Origin of the sequence: Methanobrevibacter sp. (genome assembly GCF_045112895.1) — an archaeon.
In the GTDB taxonomy this organism is placed as follows: Archaea; Methanobacteriota; Methanobacteria; order Methanobacteriales; family Methanobacteriaceae; genus Methanocatella.
In genome coordinates, this window is the sequence record NZ_JBGUIH010000042.1 from 1 (window position 1) to 23050 (window position 23050).

16 protein-coding genes, 1 tRNA gene and 1 pseudogene are annotated in these 23050 nt (G+C 33.8%); 12 read left to right on the forward strand and 6 right to left on the reverse strand.

Features of this window, described 5'->3' with window-relative positions; all coding sequences use genetic code 11:
* Window positions 1-11: 11 nt before the first annotated feature.
* A tRNA-Asn gene (locus tag ACJMLD_RS07585) sits at window positions 12-84 on the reverse strand.
* Window positions 85-276: 192 nt separating this feature from the next.
* On the opposite strand from ACJMLD_RS07585, the gene ACJMLD_RS07590 reads away from it, so the two are divergent.
* The 8 genes from ACJMLD_RS07590 (at window position 277) to ACJMLD_RS07625 (ending at window position 9212) form a co-directional block, all read left to right on the forward strand.
* The gene (locus tag ACJMLD_RS07590) at window positions 277-1257 is read left to right on the forward strand and encodes a radical SAM protein (protein ID WP_405270097.1); all 981 of its coding nucleotides are present in this window, start codon (window positions 277-279) and stop codon (window positions 1255-1257) included.
* 173 nt (window positions 1258-1430) lie between these two features.
* Window positions 1431-2783, forward strand: a complete 1353-nt coding sequence (gene gatB / locus ACJMLD_RS07595; RefSeq protein ID WP_405270100.1) for an Asp-tRNA(Asn)/Glu-tRNA(Gln) amidotransferase subunit GatB — start codon at window positions 1431-1433, stop codon at window positions 2781-2783.
* A 12-nt stretch (window positions 2784-2795) separates the two neighbouring features.
* Window positions 2796-3599: a CBS domain-containing ParB/RepB/Spo0J family partition protein gene (locus tag ACJMLD_RS07600; protein WP_405270103.1), complete on the forward strand. Its 804-nt coding sequence runs from the start codon at window positions 2796-2798 to the stop codon at window positions 3597-3599.
* Between the two features lie 4 nt (window positions 3600-3603).
* Window positions 3604-3891: a phosphoribosyl-ATP diphosphatase gene (gene hisE / locus ACJMLD_RS07605; RefSeq protein WP_405270106.1), complete on the forward strand. Its 288-nt coding sequence runs from the start codon at window positions 3604-3606 to the stop codon at window positions 3889-3891.
* 41 nt (window positions 3892-3932) lie between these two features.
* Window positions 3933-4700, forward strand: a complete 768-nt coding sequence (locus tag ACJMLD_RS07610) for an ABC transporter permease (RefSeq protein WP_405270109.1) — start codon at window positions 3933-3935, stop codon at window positions 4698-4700.
* Between the two features lie 9 nt (window positions 4701-4709).
* The gene (locus ACJMLD_RS07615; protein ID WP_405270112.1) at window positions 4710-6134 is read left to right on the forward strand and encodes an ABC transporter ATP-binding protein; all 1425 of its coding nucleotides are present in this window, start codon (window positions 4710-4712) and stop codon (window positions 6132-6134) included.
* A 14-nt stretch (window positions 6135-6148) separates the two neighbouring features.
* The gene (locus tag ACJMLD_RS07620; RefSeq protein ID WP_405270115.1) at window positions 6149-6664 is read left to right on the forward strand and encodes a hypothetical protein; all 516 of its coding nucleotides are present in this window, start codon (window positions 6149-6151) and stop codon (window positions 6662-6664) included.
* A gap of 13 nt (window positions 6665-6677) precedes the next feature.
* Window positions 6678-9212 carry a CDP-glycerol:glycerophosphate glycerophosphotransferase gene (locus ACJMLD_RS07625; protein ID WP_405270117.1) on the forward strand — a complete coding sequence of 845 codons (2535 nt, stop codon included), beginning with the start codon at window positions 6678-6680 and terminating at the stop codon, window positions 9210-9212.
* Here the strand turns inward: ACJMLD_RS07625 and ACJMLD_RS07630 are convergent.
* A complete protein-coding gene (locus ACJMLD_RS07630) occupies window positions 9201-9761 on the reverse strand; it encodes a GNAT family N-acetyltransferase (protein WP_405270120.1) in 561 nt (186 codons plus the stop codon). The two genes, ACJMLD_RS07625 and ACJMLD_RS07630, sit on opposite strands and share 12 nt — an antisense overlap.
* 1 nt (window position 9762) lies before the next feature.
* Complete coding sequence (gene larB / locus ACJMLD_RS07635) at window positions 9763-10524, reverse strand: nickel pincer cofactor biosynthesis protein LarB (protein ID WP_405270123.1); 762 nt, start codon at window positions 10522-10524, stop codon at window positions 9763-9765.
* 55 nt (window positions 10525-10579) lie between these two features.
* Here larB and hypF point away from each other — a divergent pair, with 55 nt between their 5' ends.
* On the forward strand, window positions 10580-12820 hold the full coding sequence (hypF, locus tag ACJMLD_RS07640) for a carbamoyltransferase HypF (RefSeq protein ID WP_405270126.1): 2241 nt from the start codon (window positions 10580-10582) through the stop codon (window positions 12818-12820).
* Window positions 12821-12863: 43 nt separating this feature from the next.
* Here the strand turns inward: hypF and ACJMLD_RS07645 are convergent, their stop codons facing one another.
* The gene (locus tag ACJMLD_RS07645; RefSeq protein WP_405270129.1) at window positions 12864-13439 is read right to left on the reverse strand and encodes an ArsR/SmtB family transcription factor; all 576 of its coding nucleotides are present in this window, start codon (window positions 13437-13439) and stop codon (window positions 12864-12866) included.
* Between the two features lie 243 nt (window positions 13440-13682).
* Here ACJMLD_RS07645 and grpE point away from each other — a divergent pair, with 243 nt between their 5' ends.
* The 3 genes from grpE to dnaJ all read left to right on the forward strand — a co-directional run bounded on the left by grpE (window position 13683) and on the right by dnaJ (window position 17428).
* Complete coding sequence (gene grpE / locus ACJMLD_RS07650) at window positions 13683-14234, forward strand: nucleotide exchange factor GrpE (RefSeq protein ID WP_405270132.1); 552 nt, start codon at window positions 13683-13685, stop codon at window positions 14232-14234.
* 39 nt (window positions 14235-14273) lie between these two features.
* Window positions 14274-16148, forward strand: coding sequence for a molecular chaperone DnaK (gene dnaK / locus ACJMLD_RS07655; protein ID WP_405270135.1), 1875 nt, complete (start codon window positions 14274-14276; stop codon window positions 16146-16148).
* Between the two features lie 134 nt (window positions 16149-16282).
* A complete protein-coding gene (gene dnaJ / locus ACJMLD_RS07660; RefSeq protein ID WP_405270138.1) occupies window positions 16283-17428 on the forward strand; it encodes a molecular chaperone DnaJ in 1146 nt (381 codons plus the stop codon).
* 302 nt (window positions 17429-17730) lie between these two features.
* On the opposite strand, the gene ACJMLD_RS07665 is transcribed toward dnaJ, so the two are convergent.
* Window positions 17731-22272: a right-handed parallel beta-helix repeat-containing protein gene (locus ACJMLD_RS07665; RefSeq protein ID WP_405270141.1), complete on the reverse strand. Its 4542-nt coding sequence runs from the start codon at window positions 22270-22272 to the stop codon at window positions 17731-17733.
* Window positions 22273-22416: 144 nt separating this feature from the next.
* Window positions 22417-23050, reverse strand: a pseudogene (locus ACJMLD_RS07670) (cobalamin biosynthesis protein CobN); the annotation flags it as partial.

Sequence of the window (23050 nt, forward strand, 5' to 3'; positions counted from 1 at the left end):
GGGCCCAAAAGCGCCGTCGACAGGGCTCGAACCTGTGACCAATCGGTTAACAGCCGAACGCTCTACCTACTGAGCTACGACGGCATATGACACCCATCTCACTTAACCAAATAAAACCCATGTTTAAAAATCAAAAGACTTTAAACAGTAATAAATGGTTTATATCCCATAATATATAAAGGTTTTGGTATTTCCTAAAATTATGCAAAAATTAAGTAAATCAACAAAATAATTTCCACAAAGTAATATATAAAGTTTAAGACCATATATAACTACATGGATTCCAACATATTTGACTTGATTAAAAAAGCTAATGAGATTACCCTAAAAAGACATGGCAATCTAGTCACACTTGAAAGAGCAGTATTTCTATCCTGGTGGTGCGATAAGGGAGACTGTGCATTCTGTTACATGTCTACACAAAAAGAAAAAATAAAAGATCCAACAAAAGCAAGAAGAAACATCAGCAACATTTATGCTGAAGCAGAAATGTGCAAACGCCTCAATTGGAATATTGAATTTTTATCTGGCGGATATAAATCCTTTACAACCCAAGAGATAAAAGAAATAGCAACAACAATAAAAACAATTACAGGTGATGGTGTTTGGTTGAATACAGGAATCACAGATGAATTAAATGAATATGGATCTGAAATCAAGGGAATCACAGGAGCCGTTGAAGTAGCAAATCCCCAAATCCATGAAAGAGTTTGCCCTTCAAAAAAATTGGATGATATAAGCAGTATGTTAGATGTGGCAGGAGATTTGGGATTTAAAAAAGCCATAACCATAATACTTGGACTTGGAGAGACATTGGACGATGTTGACTACATCATAGATTATATTAAAGCCCATAATATTGATAGAGTCATATTTTACTCATTAAATCCCCATAAAGAAACTGTATATGCAAACTCATCACAACCCGCTTCACTATACTATGCGCAAGTCGTGGCCCAAGTTAGATTAGCTTTCCCAGATATTGAAATAATCTGCGGAACATGGATAGATAACCTGGCAAACATTGGAATACTAATTTTAAGTGGTGCAAATGGAATAACAAAATTCCCATTGTTCAAAATGTTTGGAACAAAATACGGCAAAAGAGTTGAAGAAGAAGTTAAATGGACAGGTCGTCAACTTAAAGGAACCTTTACGGATAAATCCATGTTAGGTGAAGAAAAAAGTGAATTTTCACCCGAGTTAGACAAATTCATTAAAAGATATGTAAAAGAATCCTTGAAAAATAAATATTAACATGCCTAAAAAAATAGATTATTAGAAAGAATATTATGATTTATTTTTAAAATACTTCCAAAAAAACAACTATTTTTAACAATCTTTATAAATCTAATTTACTAAATATAATTATAATATAAATTATTGAAAATTATCAATGTGGAGGAATTATTATTAGCGACGATGTCGATATGATGTGTGGACTTGAAATCCACGTGCAATTAGAAACTGATTCAAAATTATTCTGCGGTTGTCCTACTAATTATCAGGACGCACCAGCCAATACAAACATCTGTCCAGTTTGTTTGAATCAACCTGGTGCCAAACCGCATCCAACAAATAAAAAAGCATTGGAGAATGCATTAATGATTGCTTTAATGCTTAACTGTGAAATTGATAAAGATGTAATTTACTTTATGAGAAAACATTACGATTATCCTGACCTTCCATCAGGTTATCAAAGAACTTCAGTTCCAATTGGAATTAAAGGCGAACTAAACGGCGTCAGAATAAGAGAGATACACGCTGAAGAAGACCCAGGCCAATATAACCCTGACAGAGGTTATGTGAATTTCAACCGTTCTGGAATCCCTTTAGTTGAAATTGTAACCGAACCCGACATTAAATCTCCTGAAGAAGCAAGGAATTTCCTGAAAGAATTAATCCGTGTCTTGCAATATAGTGGAGCTGCTCGTGGTGAAGGAACAATGAGAGCCGATGTTAACATTTCCATTAATGGAGGAAACAGGGTGGAAATGAAAAACATAAACTCCATTAAAGGAGCATATAAAGCTTTGAAATTCGAACTCGTGAGGCAAAAAAACCTCGCTAAAAGAGGAATTGAAGTCAAACAAGAAACTCGTGCTTATCTAGAATCACAAATGATTACTGTGGGAATGAGGCTAAAAGAAGATGCCGACGATTATAGATTCATCACAGATCCTGATTTGCCACCAATGAAAATTTCCGATGATACTATCCAAAGAATTCTAGATACCATGCCGGAAGCACCTCACAATAAAGTGAAAAGATTTGTAGCCGATTATGGTATTGATGACGAGTCTGCAAAAGTTTTAACATCCGAACTTGATTTGGCTATTGCTTATGAAGAAGTTGTAAAAGAAATTGACCCTAAATTTGCAGCCAAATGGATGAGAGATGAACTTAAGAGAGTCTTATCTTACAATAAAATCGACTTTGCAGATAGCGGCATTACAGTTGAAAATTTAGTTGAACTCTTTAATATGCTTCAAGAAAAGGAAATTACCGTTAAAGCTGGCCAAAGAATCATTGAACAGATGCCAAATAACGATAAATCCCCAAAAGAAATTGCTGAAGAATTAGGATTGCTTGGTGTTGTCAAAGATGATGAAGTGCTTGCAGCAGTAAAACAAGCGATTGATGAAAATCCAAAAGCTGTTGAAGATTATTTAGCTGGTCAGAAAGCTTCTATTAACTTCTTAGTAGGTCAAGTAATGAGAATAACCCGTGGAAAAGCTGATCCTGGAGAAACTGTTAAACTCTTAAAAGAAAACATTGAATAGGGAGGAAACACAATGGGAGAAAAAAAATCTTATGTTAAAGATTATATGACAAAGGATGTTATTAGTGTTTCCCCAGATACTTCAACTGAAGAAGTTATTGAATTAATGAGAAAAAGTCGCCACAACAGTTATCCTGTAGTCGAAAACGACAAACTTGTTGGAATGGTTACTGCATTTGATATTGTGTCCAAAGAATGGGCTGATAATGTCAGAGGATTAATGAGTACTCAACTAGTAGTTGCCAATCAAGAACTATCCATTAATGACGCATCCAGAGTGATGTTTAGAAGAGGAATCTCAAGAATGCCAGTTGTTAATGAAGATGGGAAACTAGTTGGAATCATTACAAATACTGATATGGTTCGATCACATATTGAAAGATCAACACCAAATAAAGTGGAGTATTTCAAAAAGACATTAGAACAGTTATACGGAATCAAAACTACATTAAGACACATGCGTGTTGATACAAATAAATTACGCCCTACACAAGACAGAGTTTATGCTGATGAACTCGAAGGAAGAACCTATGAACTGAAAAGAGGATTGGCCGAACCGGCAATTGTTGTAAAAACTGGTGACAGATGGATTCTAGTTGATGGACACCATAGGGCAGTGGCTTCATCAAAACAAGGTTATGCCACAGTAGATTCATATGTTATTGACTTAGGACAGGATATCAAATTGGGTATGGAAAAAACAGCAGACAAAGCTGGAATAAAAACATTTGATGATATTGAAATCATTGATGATGACAAACACCCTTTAATTGCACTTACCGAAAGTCTTCAAGAACAAGAAAGAAAAGAGGAATGATTACATGAGTGATGAAATTATAAGGGAAGTTTATGAAGTTCTAGAATCACGTCGTGACAATCCTATTGATTCATATACATCCAACATCATGCAAGACAGCGATAAAAAAGCGGAAGATAAGATTCTTGAAAAAATTGCCGAAGAATCCGGAGAAGTAATTATTGCATCTAAAAATGATGAAAATTTAATTTATGAATCTGTTGATTTAATATTCCACACATTATTATTACTTGCATACAAAGGAGTAAGCCTTGATGAAGTTTTCGAGGAATTTGAAAGAAGACGAAAATAATTTATGGTCAATGAAATATATAATTTAAATAGGTTAGAAAAATGTTTGATACGTTCTCTGAAAAAAAATTTTTATTAAAGGAATTAGTTAAAAGGGATTTGACTTCAAAATATAAAGATTCCGTATTGGGTATACTTTGGAGTTTTTTCAATCCTCTTTTAATCATGTTAGTATTTACTGCAATTTTTTCAATGTTATTCGGCCGTCAAATTGAAAATTATCCAGTTTATTTCTTATCAGGTAGAATAATATTTGATTTCTTTAATACAGCAACCAAAGGTGCTATGAGATCTATCAAAAGAAACGGTAACATATTAAAGAAGATTTATGTGCCAAAATATATGTTTTCAATAAGTACCATATGTTATGAATTTATTAATTTTTTAATATCATTCGTGATTCTATTTGGAGTAATGGTAATCACCGGCGCAACATTCCATTGGACTATAATTCTAGCAGTTATACCTATACTGTTCTTATTATTCCTGATATTCGGTGTTGGATTAATTTTAGCTGTCTGCAACACATATTTCACAGATATCGGGCATTTATACAATGTATTTACTCTTGTATTAATGTATGCCTCTGCATTATTCTATCCTATGGAAATTGTTCCGCCTCTCGTTCAAAAAATATTCACATTAAACCCAGTTTATTCAGCAATTACTTGCTTTAGAGAATGTATAAGTTATGGAATAATTCCAAATTCATCTACATTACTTTATTTAGCCGCATTTTCCATAACTACATTAGGAATCGGAATATGCTTATTTAAAATTTATGAAAATAAATTAGTATTAGAAATATAAGGTTTTATCATGAGTTTAATTACAAAAATAAAAAATATATTCGGACGTAAGCCTAAACAAAAAGCTTTGGAAACAGCTCCATATGATCCCAAATATAACCATAATAGATTTAAGAATATTAAAATTTATGCTCCGGATTATGTGATGAATAAAAAAGATAAATATCATGTGCAAATCTTAGATAGTGCAAATAATCCTATTCAAAATGAGGCCGTTGTTTTAGAATTAAACGGAAAAACATTTGAAAAGATAACTGATGAAAACGGTTATGCAAAGCTACATATATCTCCTGTCCGCAATAGAAAAGAAATTGAAGTATATTATCCTCCAGATGAAGATTACTGTCCTAGAATAAGAGCTAAACTAATAATGCCGGCAGATGTAGATATTTTTGAAGAATCAGAAGAAAATGCCAAGATATACGCTCCAAATATGATTATATTTTCAAAAGACGAACCGGATTATTGTATCAGGTTGCTTGACCATCTTGATAATCCTCTGATTTTTGAAAAACTTAGAGTTAATGTAAATAATGTTACTTACGAAGGAATAACTGATAGAGAAGGGTTTATCAGATTAGATTTGCAGCTTCCACCTGACACTTACACTATAACAACTACATTTGAAGGAAATGATCAATATTCTCCTGTTACTAAAAAGTCCAAATTGGAGATTAAGACAAGGAACATTGATAGGGATGTGATGATTGAAGTCAATCATCTTGCAATGGAATTTAAAGTATCAAAAGATAAAATTGATACATTGAAAGAATACGTAATCCGAACAATAAAACGAAACAAAAATCAGCATGAAAAAATCAGAATCCTTGATGACGTATCCTTTAAGATTTATAAGGGAGAACGGGTTGGTATTTTAGGATTTAACGGTGCTGGAAAAAGTACTCTTTTAAGGATTATTGCCGGCATTTATGAACCAACTGAGGGCGAAATAAAGATTAATGGAAAAATAGCTCCCTTACTAGAGATAAGTGCGGGCTTTGATAAGAATTACACCGGAAAAAATAATGTTTTCCTAAATGGTGCTCTATTAAGTATGGATGAAAATTTCATTAAAGAAAAATATGATGAGATTGTAGAATTCTCCGAACTTGGAGAACACATTAATTATCCTGTAAAAAATTATTCTAAAGGTATGAGGGCTAAGCTAGGTTTTTCAATAGCTACACTAGTTAACCCGGAAATCTTAATCATTGATGAGATTTTAGCAGTTGGAGATATTAAATTTAGAAAAAAAAGTTCTGAGAAAATCAGATCAATGATGAAAGAAGGAGTGACAGTTCTGCTTGTTTCTCATTCTATAAACCAAATCAGGCAAATCTGTGACAGATGCATTTGGCTTGAAAATGGGCGAGTATACATGGAAGGTGAAACTAGAAAAGTTTGTGATGCTTACGTCAAGCATGCAAAAAAATAAAATAAGGTTTTAAAATGGATAAACGATGGATTTTAATATTAATAATATTGGTTGTTGGTGGTTATTGGACATTTACTGTTGCGGAATCATCAACCACTGTTGGAGATGCTATAACCGTAGTTAACAAATCTGTAATAACACTACCGGACGATTTTACAATTGCAGACAGTGATAAAGATAGTGTTGATTTAATTGATAAAAAAGACAACAGGAAAATACACATTGAAGATATAGGTAAAGGAGATTTGGCTTATGAAACATTTAATAGAGAGATTAACTCATTAAGCGAAACTTCAAACATCCATCTTCTTAAAAATTCAACATTGAATGCAGGCAATATTACTATTTATAAAAGTGATTTGGAAAATTACACAAATGACTTGAAAAATGTGTCAATAGCTTACATATATTCCAGCGGACATACATTTGCTATTAAATTTGAAGGTTATCCTAACGAAAATGATTTGAATAAAGACCTAAAATTCATGGTTACTACGATCGCCCCAGATTTCAAACAAGCACAAGACTAAATTAAGTGATGAAATGAAAAAATTTGGCTTTTCAGTAATTATTCCTACTCAAAATTCAGAATTAGGTCTTAAAAAATCCATTGATTCGATTATTAACCAAACATATGCTTTTGAGAAGAATATTGAAATACTTATTGTTGACAATAACAGTGAAGACAATACCAAAGGAATCTGTAAGGAATATAATGAAAAATATCCGAACAATATAAAGTTCTTCGACTCAAAAAGTTCAGATTTTGCCAGCTCACTCAATAGTGCCATTAAAAATTCTTCTGGAAATTTTATCACTTTTTTGCAAGCACATGATTACTATTCAAAAGATGCTTTCAAAATTGTCTTAAATTTCATTGATAAAAATAAAGATGTTGATTTGATTACAATCCCCATAATCTATTTTAAGAACAACAGGGAAGAACATTATTTAAACTATAAAATCAAAAAAACAGAACAGGTTAATCTTTTAGAACAGCCTGAATATGTTCAATTATTGGGATTGTCCACTTTCATCAAAAGAGAATCCCTTGAAAATCTAGAGTATTTGGATGTTCCGAATATAAACATTTCCCTTTTCAGCAAAATCCTAATAAATAATCCTAATTTGGGAATAACAAATAAGGGAACCTATTTTTCAAATAATATCGATGAAAAGGTATACCCCTCTGAAGATATACAATTTAATTTAAATGATTATAACGAATTCATTGATGTAAATTTTAATAATTTAATAGAGGAATGCTTGAATAAATTTTCAGATATTCCAAAATTTATTCAATTTAATTTAATAAACCATCTTAGATGGATTTTAACTATTGAAAAAACTCTTGAAGAAGTGGATTTATCAAAACTGTCTAAAATTATCAGATATATTGATGATGAAGTAATCTTAAGCAATAGATTAGTCGACCGTGAACATAAAATACTCTCATTTTTATTAAAATATGACTATGTTTTAAATGATGATTTAAAAGAAAAACTTGAATTAAATACCATTTTTATTGATAATTATGATATCATCAATGATAATCTCAATATTTTAGCCAGCAAACTAACTACCTCCTTCAATAACATTGACATCATTGTAGATGGAAAAAAAATAGATAAAAAGGAATTGAAATTTCCTCAAAAGGACAAAATTAGCTTAAATAATAAATACCTGAAAGATTATTCAATTGAAGCCTCTATTCCGCTGACTAATAATAAAATATCTAATCTTGAATTCCAACAAGAAAATAAAAAACTGCATATTGATTTTTCAAGGCCATGCAATTTCTCAAGATATGTGGGTTATGCAAAAACAAAGCATTATTTGAGTGTTTTGAAAAATGATGAAATCATCATTCAAAAGAAAACTGCTTTTAAATGGATAAAACAAGAGTTAAAAAGTTTAATGCATATGATAAAACAACATGAGGATGGTTTTGAAAAAGCTATTCCTTTTAGAATAGCTTATTTGCTTAGTTATCCATTCTTAAGAAACAAAAAAATATGGTTTTATATGGATCGGCCAAACGAATCTGACGATAACGGATTGGCTTTATTTAAATATTCTGTTAAAAAAGAAGAGGGTATTGATAGATATTTCATTTTAGACCCAAAGAATAAAGATTATAATGAAATTAAAAAGATTGGTAAAGTTATCCCCTATAAATCAATCAAACATAGATTTTTAGCGATGTTCGTTGAAAATATCATCACCTCCCACCCCGACAATGAGATTATCTATCCATTCTGGGGAGGATATCCATTTTTTGCAGGTCTTTTAAAATCTAACACCCTATTTTTACAGCACGGCATTCTTAAAGATAATATCTCTTCATGGCTAAACAAATCAAATATGAATTTGGCTTTCTTTTTAGTATCTTCAACACGGGAATATGAATCAGTTTTTAAATATCCTTACAATTATGATAAAAATGTTGTTCAATTGCTGGGCTTGCCTAGGTATGATACCCTTGAAAATCAAGAAGATAAAAAACAAATCATAATCATGCCATCCTGGAGGAGAAATCTAGACCATAAATCAAAAGAATATGTTAAAGAAAGTGAGTTTTTCAAAAGATTCAATTCACTGATAAATAATGAACGATTAATTGAGAAGGCCCAAGAGAAAAATTATGAGATAATATTTAGGCCTCATCCAAAAGTATATGAATACATTGACCTTTTTGATGAAAACGACTTTGTTAAAATCGATTATGATAAAACAGGTTATCAAACACTTTTCAACAATGGATCAATAATGATTACCGACTATTCTTCAGTAGCATTCGATTTCGCATATCTTAAAAAACCGGTTATATATTATCAATATAAAGCGGATTACCATTTCGATTTAGATGAAAGTTTCTTTGACTATGAAACTATGGGCCTTGGGGAAATTGCAAAAACAGAAGAGGAATTAATTGATTTAATCATTGAATATTTGGAAAATGATTGTAGAACTAAAGACAAATATCTTGAAAGGATTGAAGAATTCTTCATATTTACTGACAGAAACAATCGTCAAAGAGTCCATGACAAAATTAAAGAGATTCCCCTAAAGGATTAGTTCCATATTTTGCATTCCCCTTTCAAAACTTCCTATCTTAACCCTTTTTTTATTGAAAACCTTAAAACCTATTCTTTCATAAAGCTTTTTTGCTCCAACATTTCTAAAATCAGCATCTAAAATAACCCTATTCAGATTTTTAGATTTGGCATATTCTATTACGTCAAGCAAAACTTCCCTGCCCAAACCTTGGCCCCTTAAAGAATCATCAATGGCTATTTCTGCAACATACAAATCTCCCTTTTCAATATCGCATAATACAAAATAATCCAATATATCAACGATTATTAATTTTAATGACTTCAATCTAAAATCATAGGGCATTTTGGAAATGTAGGCCATCAACATGCCAATTAGATTCCCATCATCATCCAAAATTACTTTAAAGTTATTGTCAACTTCATGTTTTTTCAAGTCACGCTCTATTGTTGATATTGCTTTCTCTTTATTTTTGAATAATAGGTCAAAAGTTCTAAAGTCGACATCATAAACATATGTCGCTACCTTATGAGTATCATGAAGTTGAGGATTGAAATTTTCATATCTCAAATTAATCACTATTCACTATTGTTAGTGCAAATACGGCCGCACCAAATCCATTATCAATATTAACGACGGCTATTCCAGGGGCACATGACTGAAGCATCGCATCCAAAGCAACCCTTCCACCTTCACCAACACCATAGCCCACTGATGTCGGAACGCCTATGACCGGAACATCAACAAGGCCTGCAACTACTGAGGGCAGTGCGCCTTCCATTCCTGCACAAACAATGAATGCCCGAACGCCCTCCTCGACCATGTGTGCAATTTGAGGGAACAATCTATGAATTCCTGCAACACCAATATCATAAGAGGTGATGGCTTGGCATCCTCCTTCTTCAACAATGACCCGTGCCTCTTCAGCAATATTAATATCGGATGTGCCCGCAGTGATTATTCCGATTTTGGCAATGATTTCCTTTTCTTTGAGCTCTTTTCTAATTATTAATATCTGTGCTCTCTTATTGTATTCATAAATATAATCATCTCTACCCAAATCATCTACAATTCTTTCATATCTGTCTTTAGGCAATTTTGTAACAATCAGATTATCTTGATCTGTTTGCATGTATTTCTTTATTATCAAAAGCAAATCATCATAGTCTTTGCTTGGTGAAAAGATAGCTTCCGGAAAACCTGTTCTCTCACTTCTTTTGATATCCATTTTAGCGATGTCCTCAAATTCCAAAATGTTATTGGCACTGATGAGTTTTTCCGCCTCATCTATATTAAGCTCGCCATTGATCAAACTTTCAAGAATCTCTTTCATAATATAATATTTAAGATAAAATTATATAAAATTTGACTTACAATATTATAATTTAATGAATGCTTTAAAGATTTTAACTCAAGGAATAGTCCAAGGTGTAGGATTCAGGCCATATGTTTATCGGCTTGCCACCGAACTCAACTTAAAAGGGCATGTCAGAAACCTTGGAAATGTTGTTGAAATCATTGTTGAAGGCGAAAACACCGATTTATTTGTCGATAGACTTCCAAAAGAATTGCCTCCAATAGCAAAAATCAATTCCATGGAGGTAGAAAGCATTGACGATGAAAACTATACTGATTTTGAAATAATCGAAAGTGGAGATTCATATTCAGGAATTAGTGTGATTCCCCCAGACATTGCAATTTGCGACAAGTGCCTTGAGGAAATTAGAAATCCTAATGACAGACGCTACAAATACGCATTCAATGCCTGCACTGATTGCGGACCAAGATTTACAGTCATTGAAAGTGTTCCATATGACAGGATAAGAACTTCAATGGATGAATTCCCTTTATGCGATGACTGTCTTGTTGAATACAAAGAGCCATTGAACAGACGTTACCATGGTGAAGCCATCTGCTGTGCGGAATGTGGCCCCCAAATGGAAATATATGAAGGATCAAGTAAAATAAATACCGACAACCCTATAAAATTAGGCGCTGATAAACTAAAGGAAGGGAAAATTTTAGCCATAAAAGGAATCGGAGGAACACATCTGGTTGTTGATGCATATAATGACGAAGCCGTAAAAGAGCTTAGAAAAAGATTGAACAGGCCAAATCAAGCTTTTGCAGTAATGTGCAAAGACCTTGAAAGCCTTCAAAACTATGCGCAGCTAACAGAAAAGGAAATTGACACAATTACTTCAAACAAAAGGCCAATCGTTATCTTAAAGAAAAAAGACAATTATCCTTTCCCGGATAGCTTATCTCCGGGACTTCACAACATCGGAGTGATGCTGCCATACTCTCCAATGCATTACCTGCTTTTTGATGAGGGAGACATTGACACATATGTCATGACTTCTGCCAACATCCCTGGAGAGCCGATGATGATTAGAAATGAGGAAATAATCAACGGAGTAAATGATTATTCCTTAATTCACAATCGCCAAATTTTAAACAGATGCGATGATTCCGTGATCAGATTTAGAAATGATGAACTGTCATTCATTAGAAGGTCCAGAGGCTACACTCCCGAACCGTACACAATAAAATATGATGTAAATGACTTTAATGTGCTTGCTTTAGGTCCAGAGCTTGACGTAACCTTTTCAATAGCTAAAGACAATATCGCATATCCATCACAGCATATTGGAAATACAAATAAACCAAAAACATTGAAATTCTTAAGAGAAGCCATTGCAAATATGGAAAGAATCACCAAAATCAATGAATTTGACATTATTGCCTGTGATTTGCACCCTCATTTCTTTACAACACGCCTTGCTTATGAATTGGCTGAAAAATATGGCTCTGAAGTAATGCCTATACAGCATCACCATGCACACTCCGTAGCACTTGCAAACGATAGTGCAATTGAGGAGATGGTTGTGATTGCTGCCGATGGAGTAGGTTTCGGAAGCGACAACACAAGCTGGGGCGGGGAAATCCTATATACTGATATCAAAAGCTTTGAAAGATTAGGCCATCTGGAACCTCAATTGATGCCCGGCGGAGATGTTGCAACAAAATATCCCGCAAGAATGCTTGCAAGTATCCTAAAAGATGAAGATTTGATTAAAAATTATTCCAATTACTTTAAGTATGGTGAAATGGAAATCAAAAACATCTTCAAACAGATTGATGCTGGAATAAATGTTGGAATTACAACAAGTACCGGAAGAGTCCTCGATTCCATGGCTGTGGCTTTGGAAATCTGTCATGAGAGGACATATGAAGGCGAATGCTCCATGAAACTTGAATCTGCAGCATATTATTCAACTGAGGATTTGGAAATTCCAGTGATTCTTGAAGACAATATACTGAATACGACTGAAATTTTAAGGGAAGTCGTGCGATTATATCAGAATGGTGAAAAAAAGGCTGATGTTGCGGCTGCCGGACAAAAGGCCGTTGCCAGCGGATTGAGTGAACTTGCCATTAATGCATGTGAAAATAAGAATATTAAAAATATCGGCGCTACTGGTGGCGTATTCTACAACGAAGCCATTACAAATACTGTCAAAAATCATATCGAAGGCAATGGTTTTAATTTTATCCAGCATAAGAATACCTGTGCTGGAGATGGATCAGTGTCTTTAGGTCAAGCAATCATTGCTAAAAAATTATAAAGAGATGGTTTAAAAAAACCATCGAACAATGGCAAAAAGAAAGTTATCTGTTTCTTAAAGTCCTCTCAAGAATGTATTCTGCCCTTTCCTTGAGATTGTCATATAACCTTATTTGGTTTTTCAACTCATCGATAGCTTCAAGTTGTCCATTGTCTATTCTTTTTTCAATATCTAATAGTTTAGACCATTCATCACCTGATGGAAGTTGCAATGTATTGAGCATGTCATCTGTGAAATTAACATCAAAGGTATTCCTATTAATGGTAATATGGATGTTGACTTCATTTTGCAAATCATAATATTTGCGAGGACGACCCCTCATAATCTTTTTATAGGAAGAATTCAATATTCCTATCTCTTCCATAGCACGCAAATGAGCTATAATTGCTTTCTGACCAATATCCAGTTCATTTGAGATTTCACTTACGAACATAGGCTCTTCCCTTAAAAGATTTATAATATCTCTTCTGGTCTTGCAACCCATTACATCAAGGATGTCTTCTTTATCAATCCCTCCCAATTGGTCATTATAGTTTCCTCTAATTTCTATGTGGCCATTAGAAGAATTGACATTTCTATGATTTTTATCATTTTTTTCAATGTCGTTTGTTTCGCTCATGATTATACATTATATCGAAACCTTTATATAACTTTTTGTTACTATAATAATGTAAGAGAAAGATAACTTTTGGTTACTTTAATATTTGGCTCAGAAAAACTTGACGTAATAACTCTTGATTGATGAACCATTTTCCTATATGTCCATAAATTCCCAAATAACCAATATTAAAAACCAAAAGTTCAAATTCTCGGCGAAGAGTTATTACAACAGTTTTTCAAAAAACCTAGGAAAGGTGCAAATATGACTGACGAAAATAAGAGCGAAACTGAAGTTGAAACTCAAGATATTCAAGAAAAATATGATGAACTTCTTGAAGAGCTAACTCTCAAGGATGAAGAGCTGGCAAAAGTGAAAGAAGATCTTGAAAAACAAGAAGCTGAAACTCAGGAATATATTTCACTATCACAAAGACTTCAAGCAGATTTCGAAAATTTCAAAAAAATTACCGATAAGAGAAATAAAGAGCTAATAAAATTCGCAAATGAAAATGTTATAAAAGAGTTTATAGATTGTTATGAAGACTTTGGTAGAGCTTTGGAAATTGAAAATGATGAAGACTTGAGAGAAGGAGTCGAACTCATATATAATAAATTCAAAGATGTTTTGACTAAAGAAGGTGTAGAGGAAATACCTGCAAAAGGTGAAAAATTTGACTTGAACAGACATGAAGCGTTAATGGTTCAGGAATCCGAAGATGTTGAAAACGGATATATCATAGAGGAACTGATGAAAGGCTACATGTACAAGGATAAAGTTCTTAAATATTCAAAAGTTATAGTTTGTAAAAAATAACGTTTATTAAATAATTCATTAAAAAAATAGGTGATAATTATGTCTGATACTAAAAAAGAAAAAATCATTGGAATTGACTTAGGAACAAGTAACTCCGCAGCATCAGTGCTTGTGGCTGGAAAACCAACCACAATTCCATCTGCTGAAGGAGCAAGCCAATATGGTAAATCTTTCCCAAGTTATGTAGCATTTACCGATGACGGTCAAATGTTAGTAGGCGAACCGGCAAGAAGACAAGCAGTAACCAACCCGGAAAACACAATTAGTGCTATCAAAAGAAGCATGGGTACCGACCACAAGGTTACTGTAAACGGAAAACAATACTCTCCACAAGAAATTTCCGCATTCATCTTGCAAAAAATCAAAAAAGATGCTGAATCCTTCTTAGGAGAACCAATTCAAAAAGCTGTAATTACCGTACCTGCTTACTTTGACGACAACCAAAGAACTGCAACTAAAGATGCAGGAACCATCGCAGGATTAGATGTCGTAAGACTTGTTAACGAACCAACCGCAGCAAGCTTGGCATATGGTCTTGACAAAGCTGACGCTGATGACATGAACATTATGGTTTACGATTTAGGTGGAGGTACCTTAGACGTAACAATCATGGAATTCGGTGGAGGAGTATTTGAAGTAAGATCCACCAGCGGAGACACCCAACTCGGTGGTACCGATATGGACAACATCTTAATCAAGTACTTGGCTGATGAATTCAAAGCAAAAGAAGGAATCGACTTAATGGATAACGACCAAGCAGTTCAAAGATTAAGAGAAGCTGCTGAAAAAGCAAAGATCGAATTATCCACCACCACTACAACCGAAGTCAACTTGCCATTCATTGCAATGGGAAGCGATGGAACTCCTAAAAACTTAATCCATTCCCTTACAAGAGCAAAATTAGAAGAATTAGTTGACCCTATTGTAGAAAAATCAGGTAAACCAATGCAACAAGCATTAGATGACGCTAAAATGAGCAAATCTGAAATTGATAAAATTATCTTAGTTGGTGGACCTACCAGAATGCCAATCGTGCAAAAATACGTTGAAAAATTCATAGGAAAACCAGTCGAACGTGGTATTGACCCAATGGAATGTGTATCCATGGGTGCGGCCATTCAAGGAGGAGTATTAGCTGGTGAGATTAAAGACATCGTTCTGTTAGATGTAACTCCATTATCCTTAGGTATCGAAACCTTAGGTGGAGTATCAACCACTTTAATCGAAAGAAACACTACCATTCCTACCAAAAAAAGCCAAATCTTTTCCACTGCCGCAGACAACCAGCCTTCTGTAGACATTAACGTGTTGCAAGGGGAAAGAAAAATGGCGGCTGACAACACTTCCCTCGGACGTTTCCAACTTGTAGGCATTCCACCTGCACCAAGAGGCATTCCTCAAATTGAAGTGACTTTCGATATTGATGCAAACGGTATTATCAATGTAACTGCTAAAGACAAAGGAACCGGTAAAGAACAAGCAATTACCATTACATCCTCAACCAAATTGTCTGACGAAGAAATTGAACAAAAGATTAAAGAAGCAGAAATGAATGCCGAAGCAGATGCAAAAAGACAAGAAGAAATCGAAATCAGAAACAATGCAGACTCCTTAATTTACACTTCAGAAAAAACCTTAGATGAACTCAAAGATAAAGTATCTGAAGATGAAAAAACAAAAGTCGAAGGACTTGTGGCCGAATTAAGAGAACTTATAGCTGGCGATGATGTTGATGCCATTAAAGCAAAGTCTGATGAATTATCCAATGTTATTCAAGAAATTGGAGCTAAAATTTATCAACAAGCACAAGCTGAAGCTCAAGCTCAACAACAAGCTGGAGCAGATCCAAACGCTGGTGCTAAAGACGATGATGATGACACAATTGATGCAGACTATGAAGTAAAAGACGATTAGATTAAATAATTAAGTTTTATTGTGTTGTTAGGAATATAACAAATAAAATCAGAATCAATCAATAAACTAACAATAGATAAAACTATTATTTTTTCTATCTATTTTTTTTAAAAAATTATGTTTAAGGTGAACAAATGGCAGACAAGCGAGATTATTATGAAGTTCTTGGAGTAGATAAATCTGCTGATGAAAAGACAATCAAAAAAGCTTATCGTAATTTAGCTAGGAAATACCATCCAGATGTTTGTGATGAACCTGATGCTGAAGATAAGTTTAAAGAAGTTAGTGAAGCTTATGCCGTCTTGTCCGATAATGAAAAACGTGAAAGATATGATAAATTCGGCCATGCAGGAATGGATGGATTTACTGCAGAAGACTTCTACCAAAACATAAACTTTGAGGATATTTTCCAAGGATTCGACATAGGAAACATATTTGACATATTCGGTTTTGGTGGAGGAAGTCGATCTAGGGCTGCGAGAACCGGTCCTCAAAGGGGTTCAGACATTTACACTGAAGTTCCAATTACTTTAGAAGAAGCATTTAACGGATGCGAAAAGGAAATCAAGATTACTAGAAGCGAATTATGTCCAACATGCCATGGGTCTAAATCAAAACCGGGGTCAAACCCTGAAACCTGTAAAACCTGTGGAGGCACAGGCCAAATAAAAGAAGTCAGCAACACATTCCTAGGCCAAATGGTCAATGTGAGACCATGCAGAGAATGTGGAGGTACCGGTAAAATCATTACTGACCCATGTGAAGAATGTCACGGAAGAGGCAGTATAAGGAAAACAAAAACAATTAAAATCGAAATTCCTGAAGGAGTTAATGAAGGAAATCACTTAAGGGTTTCAGGAGAAGGAAACTGCGGTGATGCAGCAGGCCTTGAAGGAGACTTAATTGTTACTGTGCATGTGAAAAGACATAAAAGATTCGTCCGTGAAGGAGATCACTTATACTTAGACCAGCAAATCAGCTTCCCACAGGCAGCGCTTGGGGATTTGATTAGCATTCCTACAATTGAAGGAAAAGAAGTTGAATTTAAAATCACTCCTGGAACACAAAGCGATACGGTCTATAAATTAAGGGGCCAAGGTATGAACTCCGTTAGGCATAACGGCAGAGGAAACCTTTATGTGACCGTTAAGGTTGTTGTCCCTAAAAAATTAAATCAAAAACAAAAAGACTTGCTTAAAGAGTTTGCTGAAATCAGTGGTGACGAAATCAAGCATGTCGAAAAAGGACTCTTTGATAGAGTCAAAGATGCAATGAAGTAAGTTAGTGTTCACTAATTTACTTTCCTCCCTATTTTTATTAATTTTCCATTGAGCATTACCATGACTCAATAATTTGGACCATTACTTACCTATAAGATAATTGAATATTGCTTAAATAAAACAATTAGTTTTATCATTATATGTGGAAATTAAGGAAGATAAACCCAAGATGATTAAAGGATATTTTAAAAATAGGAAATATGAATTTAGTTATCTATATAAAAAAATAAAAAAATGTGGAAATTGAAAAATATTCCTTACAATTAAATAAAAAAAAGTAAAATGAAGGTTTATAGTAAACCTTATTTAGTAATTTTAATTGTCTTTTTAATTGTGCAGCCACCATAAGAAGCTGTTACAGAATACTTGCCAACTTTTAGATTCTTTAAAGACAAAGTAGCAATACCTTTTTTGCTGGTTTTAGCTGTGTACTTCTTACCTTTAAATTTGAAGGTAACTTTTTTGCCCTTCAGAATCTTACCATTCTTATTCACTAATTTAACAGTGAATTTGGTAGTTTTAGCCTTTTTCTTAGAAAGGTTTTTAGCTATTAAGGTAGGCTTAAAGGTAATTTTATTGGACTTGCTATAACCATTGAATGATGCCTTAATAGTATGGGTTCCTGTTTTTAGTTTTACTGAATAAGAGGCATACCCATTTTTATCGGTTTTAACATTTTTAACCTTTTGGCCATCAATGTAAAATGTAACATATTTTCCGGAAACCGCCTTTCCATACTTTGTTAGAGCACGAACCTTATATTTTACAGTGCTACCATAATATACGGAGTAATCTTTGCCTCCAGAAAGCAGAGGTTTTTTGGTGACTTTCAATGTAGAAGTCTTGTTTGCATCATTATAATTCTTGTTTCCACTTACTTTTACGAGTATCACATAAGATCCATCATCTAGGGAAAGCGGCACCTCATAATTAAGTGTTGCTACACCATTGGCATTGGTTACTGCGCTGCCAATAGACATATATCTTGCTGAGGTCTTTCTATAAAAGTCTACTTTAAGACCTTTAACTTGATTTCCAAACTTATCTAAAACAGTTGCGGTAATTTTGCCTGTACTGCCTTGTTGGATTGAAGGTTTAGAAACATCAATTACAAGATCTCCTTTATCCACAACCACACGAATATCATAATTTGAGGATTTATAGTTGGTTTTGGACAATACTGCTGAAAAGGAATAATCACCTGGAGCGTAAGTATTATCAAATTTATATTTCACACTAGCTATTCCTTTGGTTACTTTTGATTTACCTATATATGCTCCATCCACATCATAAAAGCTTATATAAGCACCATCAATACTGCTATCAAAAGTTAATTTAATATCTGCAGATTCTAAATATTGAACATTGACTTCACTGGTTTTAGGTTTAGCTATGTATTTATAATTACCAGTGACATTGTTATTTTTAGAAATATATACCGCCTTATTTCCAATGCCTTTTTCGGAATCCAAATAGTTATTGACAATAATATTATTAATAGCCTCACTATCAAGCAACACAGCAAAACGTTTGGCTGATGTGACCTTATTATTTTCAACAAGATTATTGGTGGAGTTGGCTTTGAGATATATTCCTGCATTGCCAGAAGCAATTGTATCCAATATTCTGGTAGTGACTGTTTCACCGTTACCATTTGCATTAATTGTATTATCAGTGATTGCATTATCATTACCATTTGACAAGATAACTCCAAATACTTCCTTAGCATTTGCTTTAACAATATTGTTGCTTATGATATTACTGTTTGAGTTATACCCTTGAATTCCATAAATAACTTCTTTTGAACTTAATGTTAGATTGTTGTTTTTAGCAGTTGATTTATGGGACAATTCAAAGTAAATACCATAAACAGCAGCACCATTTTTAATTTTTACTACATTACTTTCAATAAGGGTGTCTTGAGATTCATCACCCACAATAATACCCTCAACACAGTAAGGGCCACTAACAGTTACTTTATTGTGAGCAAATACATTATTTGTTGCACCTTGACCTTTAGATGCAGAATGACCGGTGTAATATCCTAAAACACCCATACCATAAATGTAATTGTCTTTACCTGACACAATAACATTATTATTTGAAATGGTATTGTTATGGGTATTGAAGTATAAATCAATTCCTACAATTGAGTTTGTAGATGCACCATTGCCAGTAGTCGGATATTGTTTTGATAATTTTGATGTGACATTCACTGTATTTTTATCAATGATGTTATTGGATGAGTACAACAGTAAAATTCCATAAGTCTGATAGATTTCTGAAACAACGTGAGCACCGCTTACCTGATTTTCATTGCCGTCGAAACAATAAGTTTCTTTGCCATCAACACAAACCTCATTACCATCAAAGCAATAGGTCACACCGTCAACGCAAACCTCATTACCATCAATGCAATAAGTCACACCATCAATACAGACTTCATTACCATCAATACAGATAGATTTACCATCATTAGTAATAACTTCATTACCATCAAGACAATAGGTTACACCGTCAACGCAAACCTCATTACCATCAATGCAATAGGTTACACCATCAATACAAACCTCATTACCGTCCAAACAGAACTTATTACCATCAATGAAAACCTCATTGCCATCAATACAGACAGACTTACCATCAATAATGACTTCATTGCAGTCAAGGCAATATGTTTTTCCATCAATGCAAATTTCGTTTCCATCGACACAGTAGGTTATTCCATCGATGCAAATCTCATTACCGTCTAAACAGTACCTTTTACCATCAATGAAAAGTTCATTGCCGTCAAGACAATAGCGAACGCCATCTATGACAACTTCATTACCGTCAATGCATCTTTCGGTTTTAAAGTTATAGACATCTCCTGTACCTTTGGTGTTGATGGTGTTGTCTGTAAAGTTACAGTCTTCACATGAATATGCCAGCAATGTGAAAGTTAGATAATCCCCTTCAGAAGTTAACGTGTTATCTACAACATCGATATAGCTTGATTCCAATACATAGATTGCATAAGCCGCTTTGGAATCACATACGCTAATTTTATTGTTCATTATTTTAACGCCGGAAGCCTGATTGACATAAATACCCCAAGCATTTACCCTATCTGCTTTATTATTGACTATTATTAAATTTTCAATCAATACATTACCTGAAGTTACTTTGAATGTTGAATTATAAAATTTAGGACTATTACCTGTGATTTTCACTCCTTTTGTTACATATATTACTTCATTTCTGAAAATTCCTTCAAAGGACAAGATATCTCCATCCTTGATTTCAGAAGTCAATCCACCATTATCATTAATGTATGTGCGAATGTTTTTAGGAGTAATTTTATGGGTGGTGCCTTTATAGACATATGTAGGTCTGGATGCATCATAAATTCCATTAGGAGAATTTATCAAACTGGAACCTACTATTTTATTTGAAGATATTTCTGCGGTGCCTTTTTGAACACCTGAAACATCAATAGCATATTTGTTTCCAGTTTTAATAGTATTTCCACTGATTGTTACATCTTTAGGCATTCTTTTTGAGCTTAATTTTTCAACTAGAACACCAACACCTGATGATGAGGTAATATTATTACTTTTCACAACTAAATCTGAGACATCACCATTCTGATAAACACCTGAACCAGAGTCTGTAGTAATTACATTGTTTCTAACGATTATATTATATCCACTTGCAACAATTCCCCTACCTTTTGATGTTACTTCAACATTATTTTTCTCAACAATGGAATTGTCAGCGGCACTTATGCCTGCTCCGGTAGATATTATTTTAGCTCCAATTATCTTATTATTTGCAACATAGGAATTATAAGAAGCTACAATACCGTATTCTCCACCTACTTCAACCTTAGGGTTGTTATAATCTGCCCCGGTGATTTTATTGATAGTGTTGGATGTGATATTGTTTGAATAACCTGCAGTACTAATTCCCCTATATGCCCCGGTTATTGTGTTTGAATGAATCTTATTATTGCTACCCATCACCTGAATACCCCAAGACCAGGAGGTAGGCAAAACATTATATTTTATTGTATTTTTTGAAATTATATTATAATTTGACTCTCCACCCATCAAAGGACCACCGGCATAACTTGACAAGTAAATCGCATTAGCATCATCGACACCGATAGTGTTATCCTTAATGGTATTGTGATGAGAACCACTGAGAACCAACGGAGGAGTGGATCTTTGATTGTGGCCATAGGTAACACCATATGTTGTTAAAGTGTTGCTGCTTACAGTATTGTAATTAGCATTATTTGCAAGACAGATACAATATGAAGCCCTACCAGTATTCTTTATAACACAATTCTGAACAGTACAATCACTTGCAGAATTTAAAAATATACCATAAGTCTCATTTTTGGTATTTACAATATTCAATTGGGATATGGTACTTCCGGAAGCCCCACTTAATAAAGTGATTGTTGACTCCTTCATATTATTCTTAGAGACCCCAACAATGTTTACTGTCTTGTTGAAAACGAATTTTGTTTTTGAGAAAGTTCCTGACAATTGAACAGTATCTCCTGATTTAAATTTTGAAGATTCACCAGTTTTTGAATCAAAATATTGATTATAATTCGAACTAGTTATTGTATACTTGCCTGCTGAAAGTTCTGAAGATGAATCATCGACAGATATCGTATCTTCAAAACCGGAAGAAGCATACTCATCAGCATCATCAATAGACGCGTCTAAAGTATCTTGATTAGCTTCACTGCTGACCGTTTCCGTCATGTTTGCATCATCAACAGCACTAACTGCACTTATCGATATCAGTATCAGCAATAAAACTAAAAAAACATTAATTTTTTTAATCATTATTATACCTCATCAATTTGACTTTTAAAAAATATTAATAAAGACTTATAAACTTGACTTTAAAAATTTTCTAATATATTATTATTTTTGATAAAGTATACTATTTAAAAATTGCTAAAAAATAAAAAAAAGTTGATGATTAAACTAATAATCATCATATTCATCACTATCGTTTCTAAGATATCCAACTAAAAATATTGCAATCAACACAAGTACGGCAATAATTACAAATATTGGCATGCTGGATTCAGTGGTGCTTACAGATTTGGAAGCTGATTGTTTTTCAGACAGTTCATATACTTTAGAACCACTGGCTCCGGAAGAAGCATCTGAACTTTGAGAATCTGCAGCATCTTTTGCATTGCCCGCTTGGGATGGGTCTACACCAAATGCGGTCTTACCACCAGAATCTGATCCGTCAGATTTTTCCTGGGAGGTATTGTTAGTTAGAGTATTTGCATTTTGATTTCCATTATTTGAATCACCAGATTGGGCATTATTGCTACTGGAATCATTCATTTGATATAATGGATCAGTGTTTGTTGCTTGGGCTAGAATTTCGGCGTATTTCTGCTTTTGAGCCGGAGTTAAAGAACTTAACTGAATAATTTCTGCATTCCAAGCAAGGTTTTTACATGTGTGGTGACAACATGCTACACCGTAATCAATAACGCTTTGCATGTAAGTGTCGACCAATTTCTGCACTGTACTTGCATCTCCGTCCCATATGCCCTGTTGAGCCATGTAAATCATCCAGGCTGTGGAAGACTGTGCTCCA

What these genes read in the sequence shown, in the direction of transcription:
- ACJMLD_RS07645 (WP_405270129.1), bottom strand. Translation starts at nt 13,439, where the DNA reads ATGAGCGAAACAAACGACATTGAAAAAAATGATAAAAATCATAGAAAT.
- ACJMLD_RS07665 (WP_405270141.1), bottom strand. Translation starts at nt 22,272, where the DNA reads ATGATTAAAAAAATTAATGTTTTTTTAGTTTTATTGCTGATACTGATA.
- ACJMLD_RS07615 (WP_405270112.1), top strand. Translation starts at nt 4,710, where the DNA reads ATGAGTTTAATTACAAAAATAAAAAATATATTCGGACGTAAGCCTAAA.
- ACJMLD_RS07610 (WP_405270109.1), top strand. Translation starts at nt 3,933, where the DNA reads ATGTTTGATACGTTCTCTGAAAAAAAATTTTTATTAAAGGAATTAGTT.
- dnaJ (WP_405270138.1), top strand. Translation starts at nt 16,283, where the DNA reads ATGGCAGACAAGCGAGATTATTATGAAGTTCTTGGAGTAGATAAATCT.
- hisE (WP_405270106.1), top strand. Translation starts at nt 3,604, where the DNA reads ATGAGTGATGAAATTATAAGGGAAGTTTATGAAGTTCTAGAATCACGT.
- larB (WP_405270123.1), bottom strand. Translation starts at nt 10,524, where the DNA reads ATGAAAGAGATTCTTGAAAGTTTGATCAATGGCGAGCTTAATATAGAT.
- grpE (WP_405270132.1), top strand. Translation starts at nt 13,683, where the DNA reads ATGACTGACGAAAATAAGAGCGAAACTGAAGTTGAAACTCAAGATATT.
- ACJMLD_RS07625 (WP_405270117.1), top strand. Translation starts at nt 6,678, where the DNA reads ATGAAAAAATTTGGCTTTTCAGTAATTATTCCTACTCAAAATTCAGAA.
- dnaK (WP_405270135.1), top strand. Translation starts at nt 14,274, where the DNA reads ATGTCTGATACTAAAAAAGAAAAAATCATTGGAATTGACTTAGGAACA.
- hypF (WP_405270126.1), top strand. Translation starts at nt 10,580, where the DNA reads ATGAATGCTTTAAAGATTTTAACTCAAGGAATAGTCCAAGGTGTAGGA.
- ACJMLD_RS07590 (WP_405270097.1), top strand. Translation starts at nt 277, where the DNA reads ATGGATTCCAACATATTTGACTTGATTAAAAAAGCTAATGAGATTACC.
- gatB (WP_405270100.1), top strand. Translation starts at nt 1,431, where the DNA reads ATGATGTGTGGACTTGAAATCCACGTGCAATTAGAAACTGATTCAAAA.
- ACJMLD_RS07600 (WP_405270103.1), top strand. Translation starts at nt 2,796, where the DNA reads ATGGGAGAAAAAAAATCTTATGTTAAAGATTATATGACAAAGGATGTT.
- ACJMLD_RS07620 (WP_405270115.1), top strand. Translation starts at nt 6,149, where the DNA reads ATGGATAAACGATGGATTTTAATATTAATAATATTGGTTGTTGGTGGT.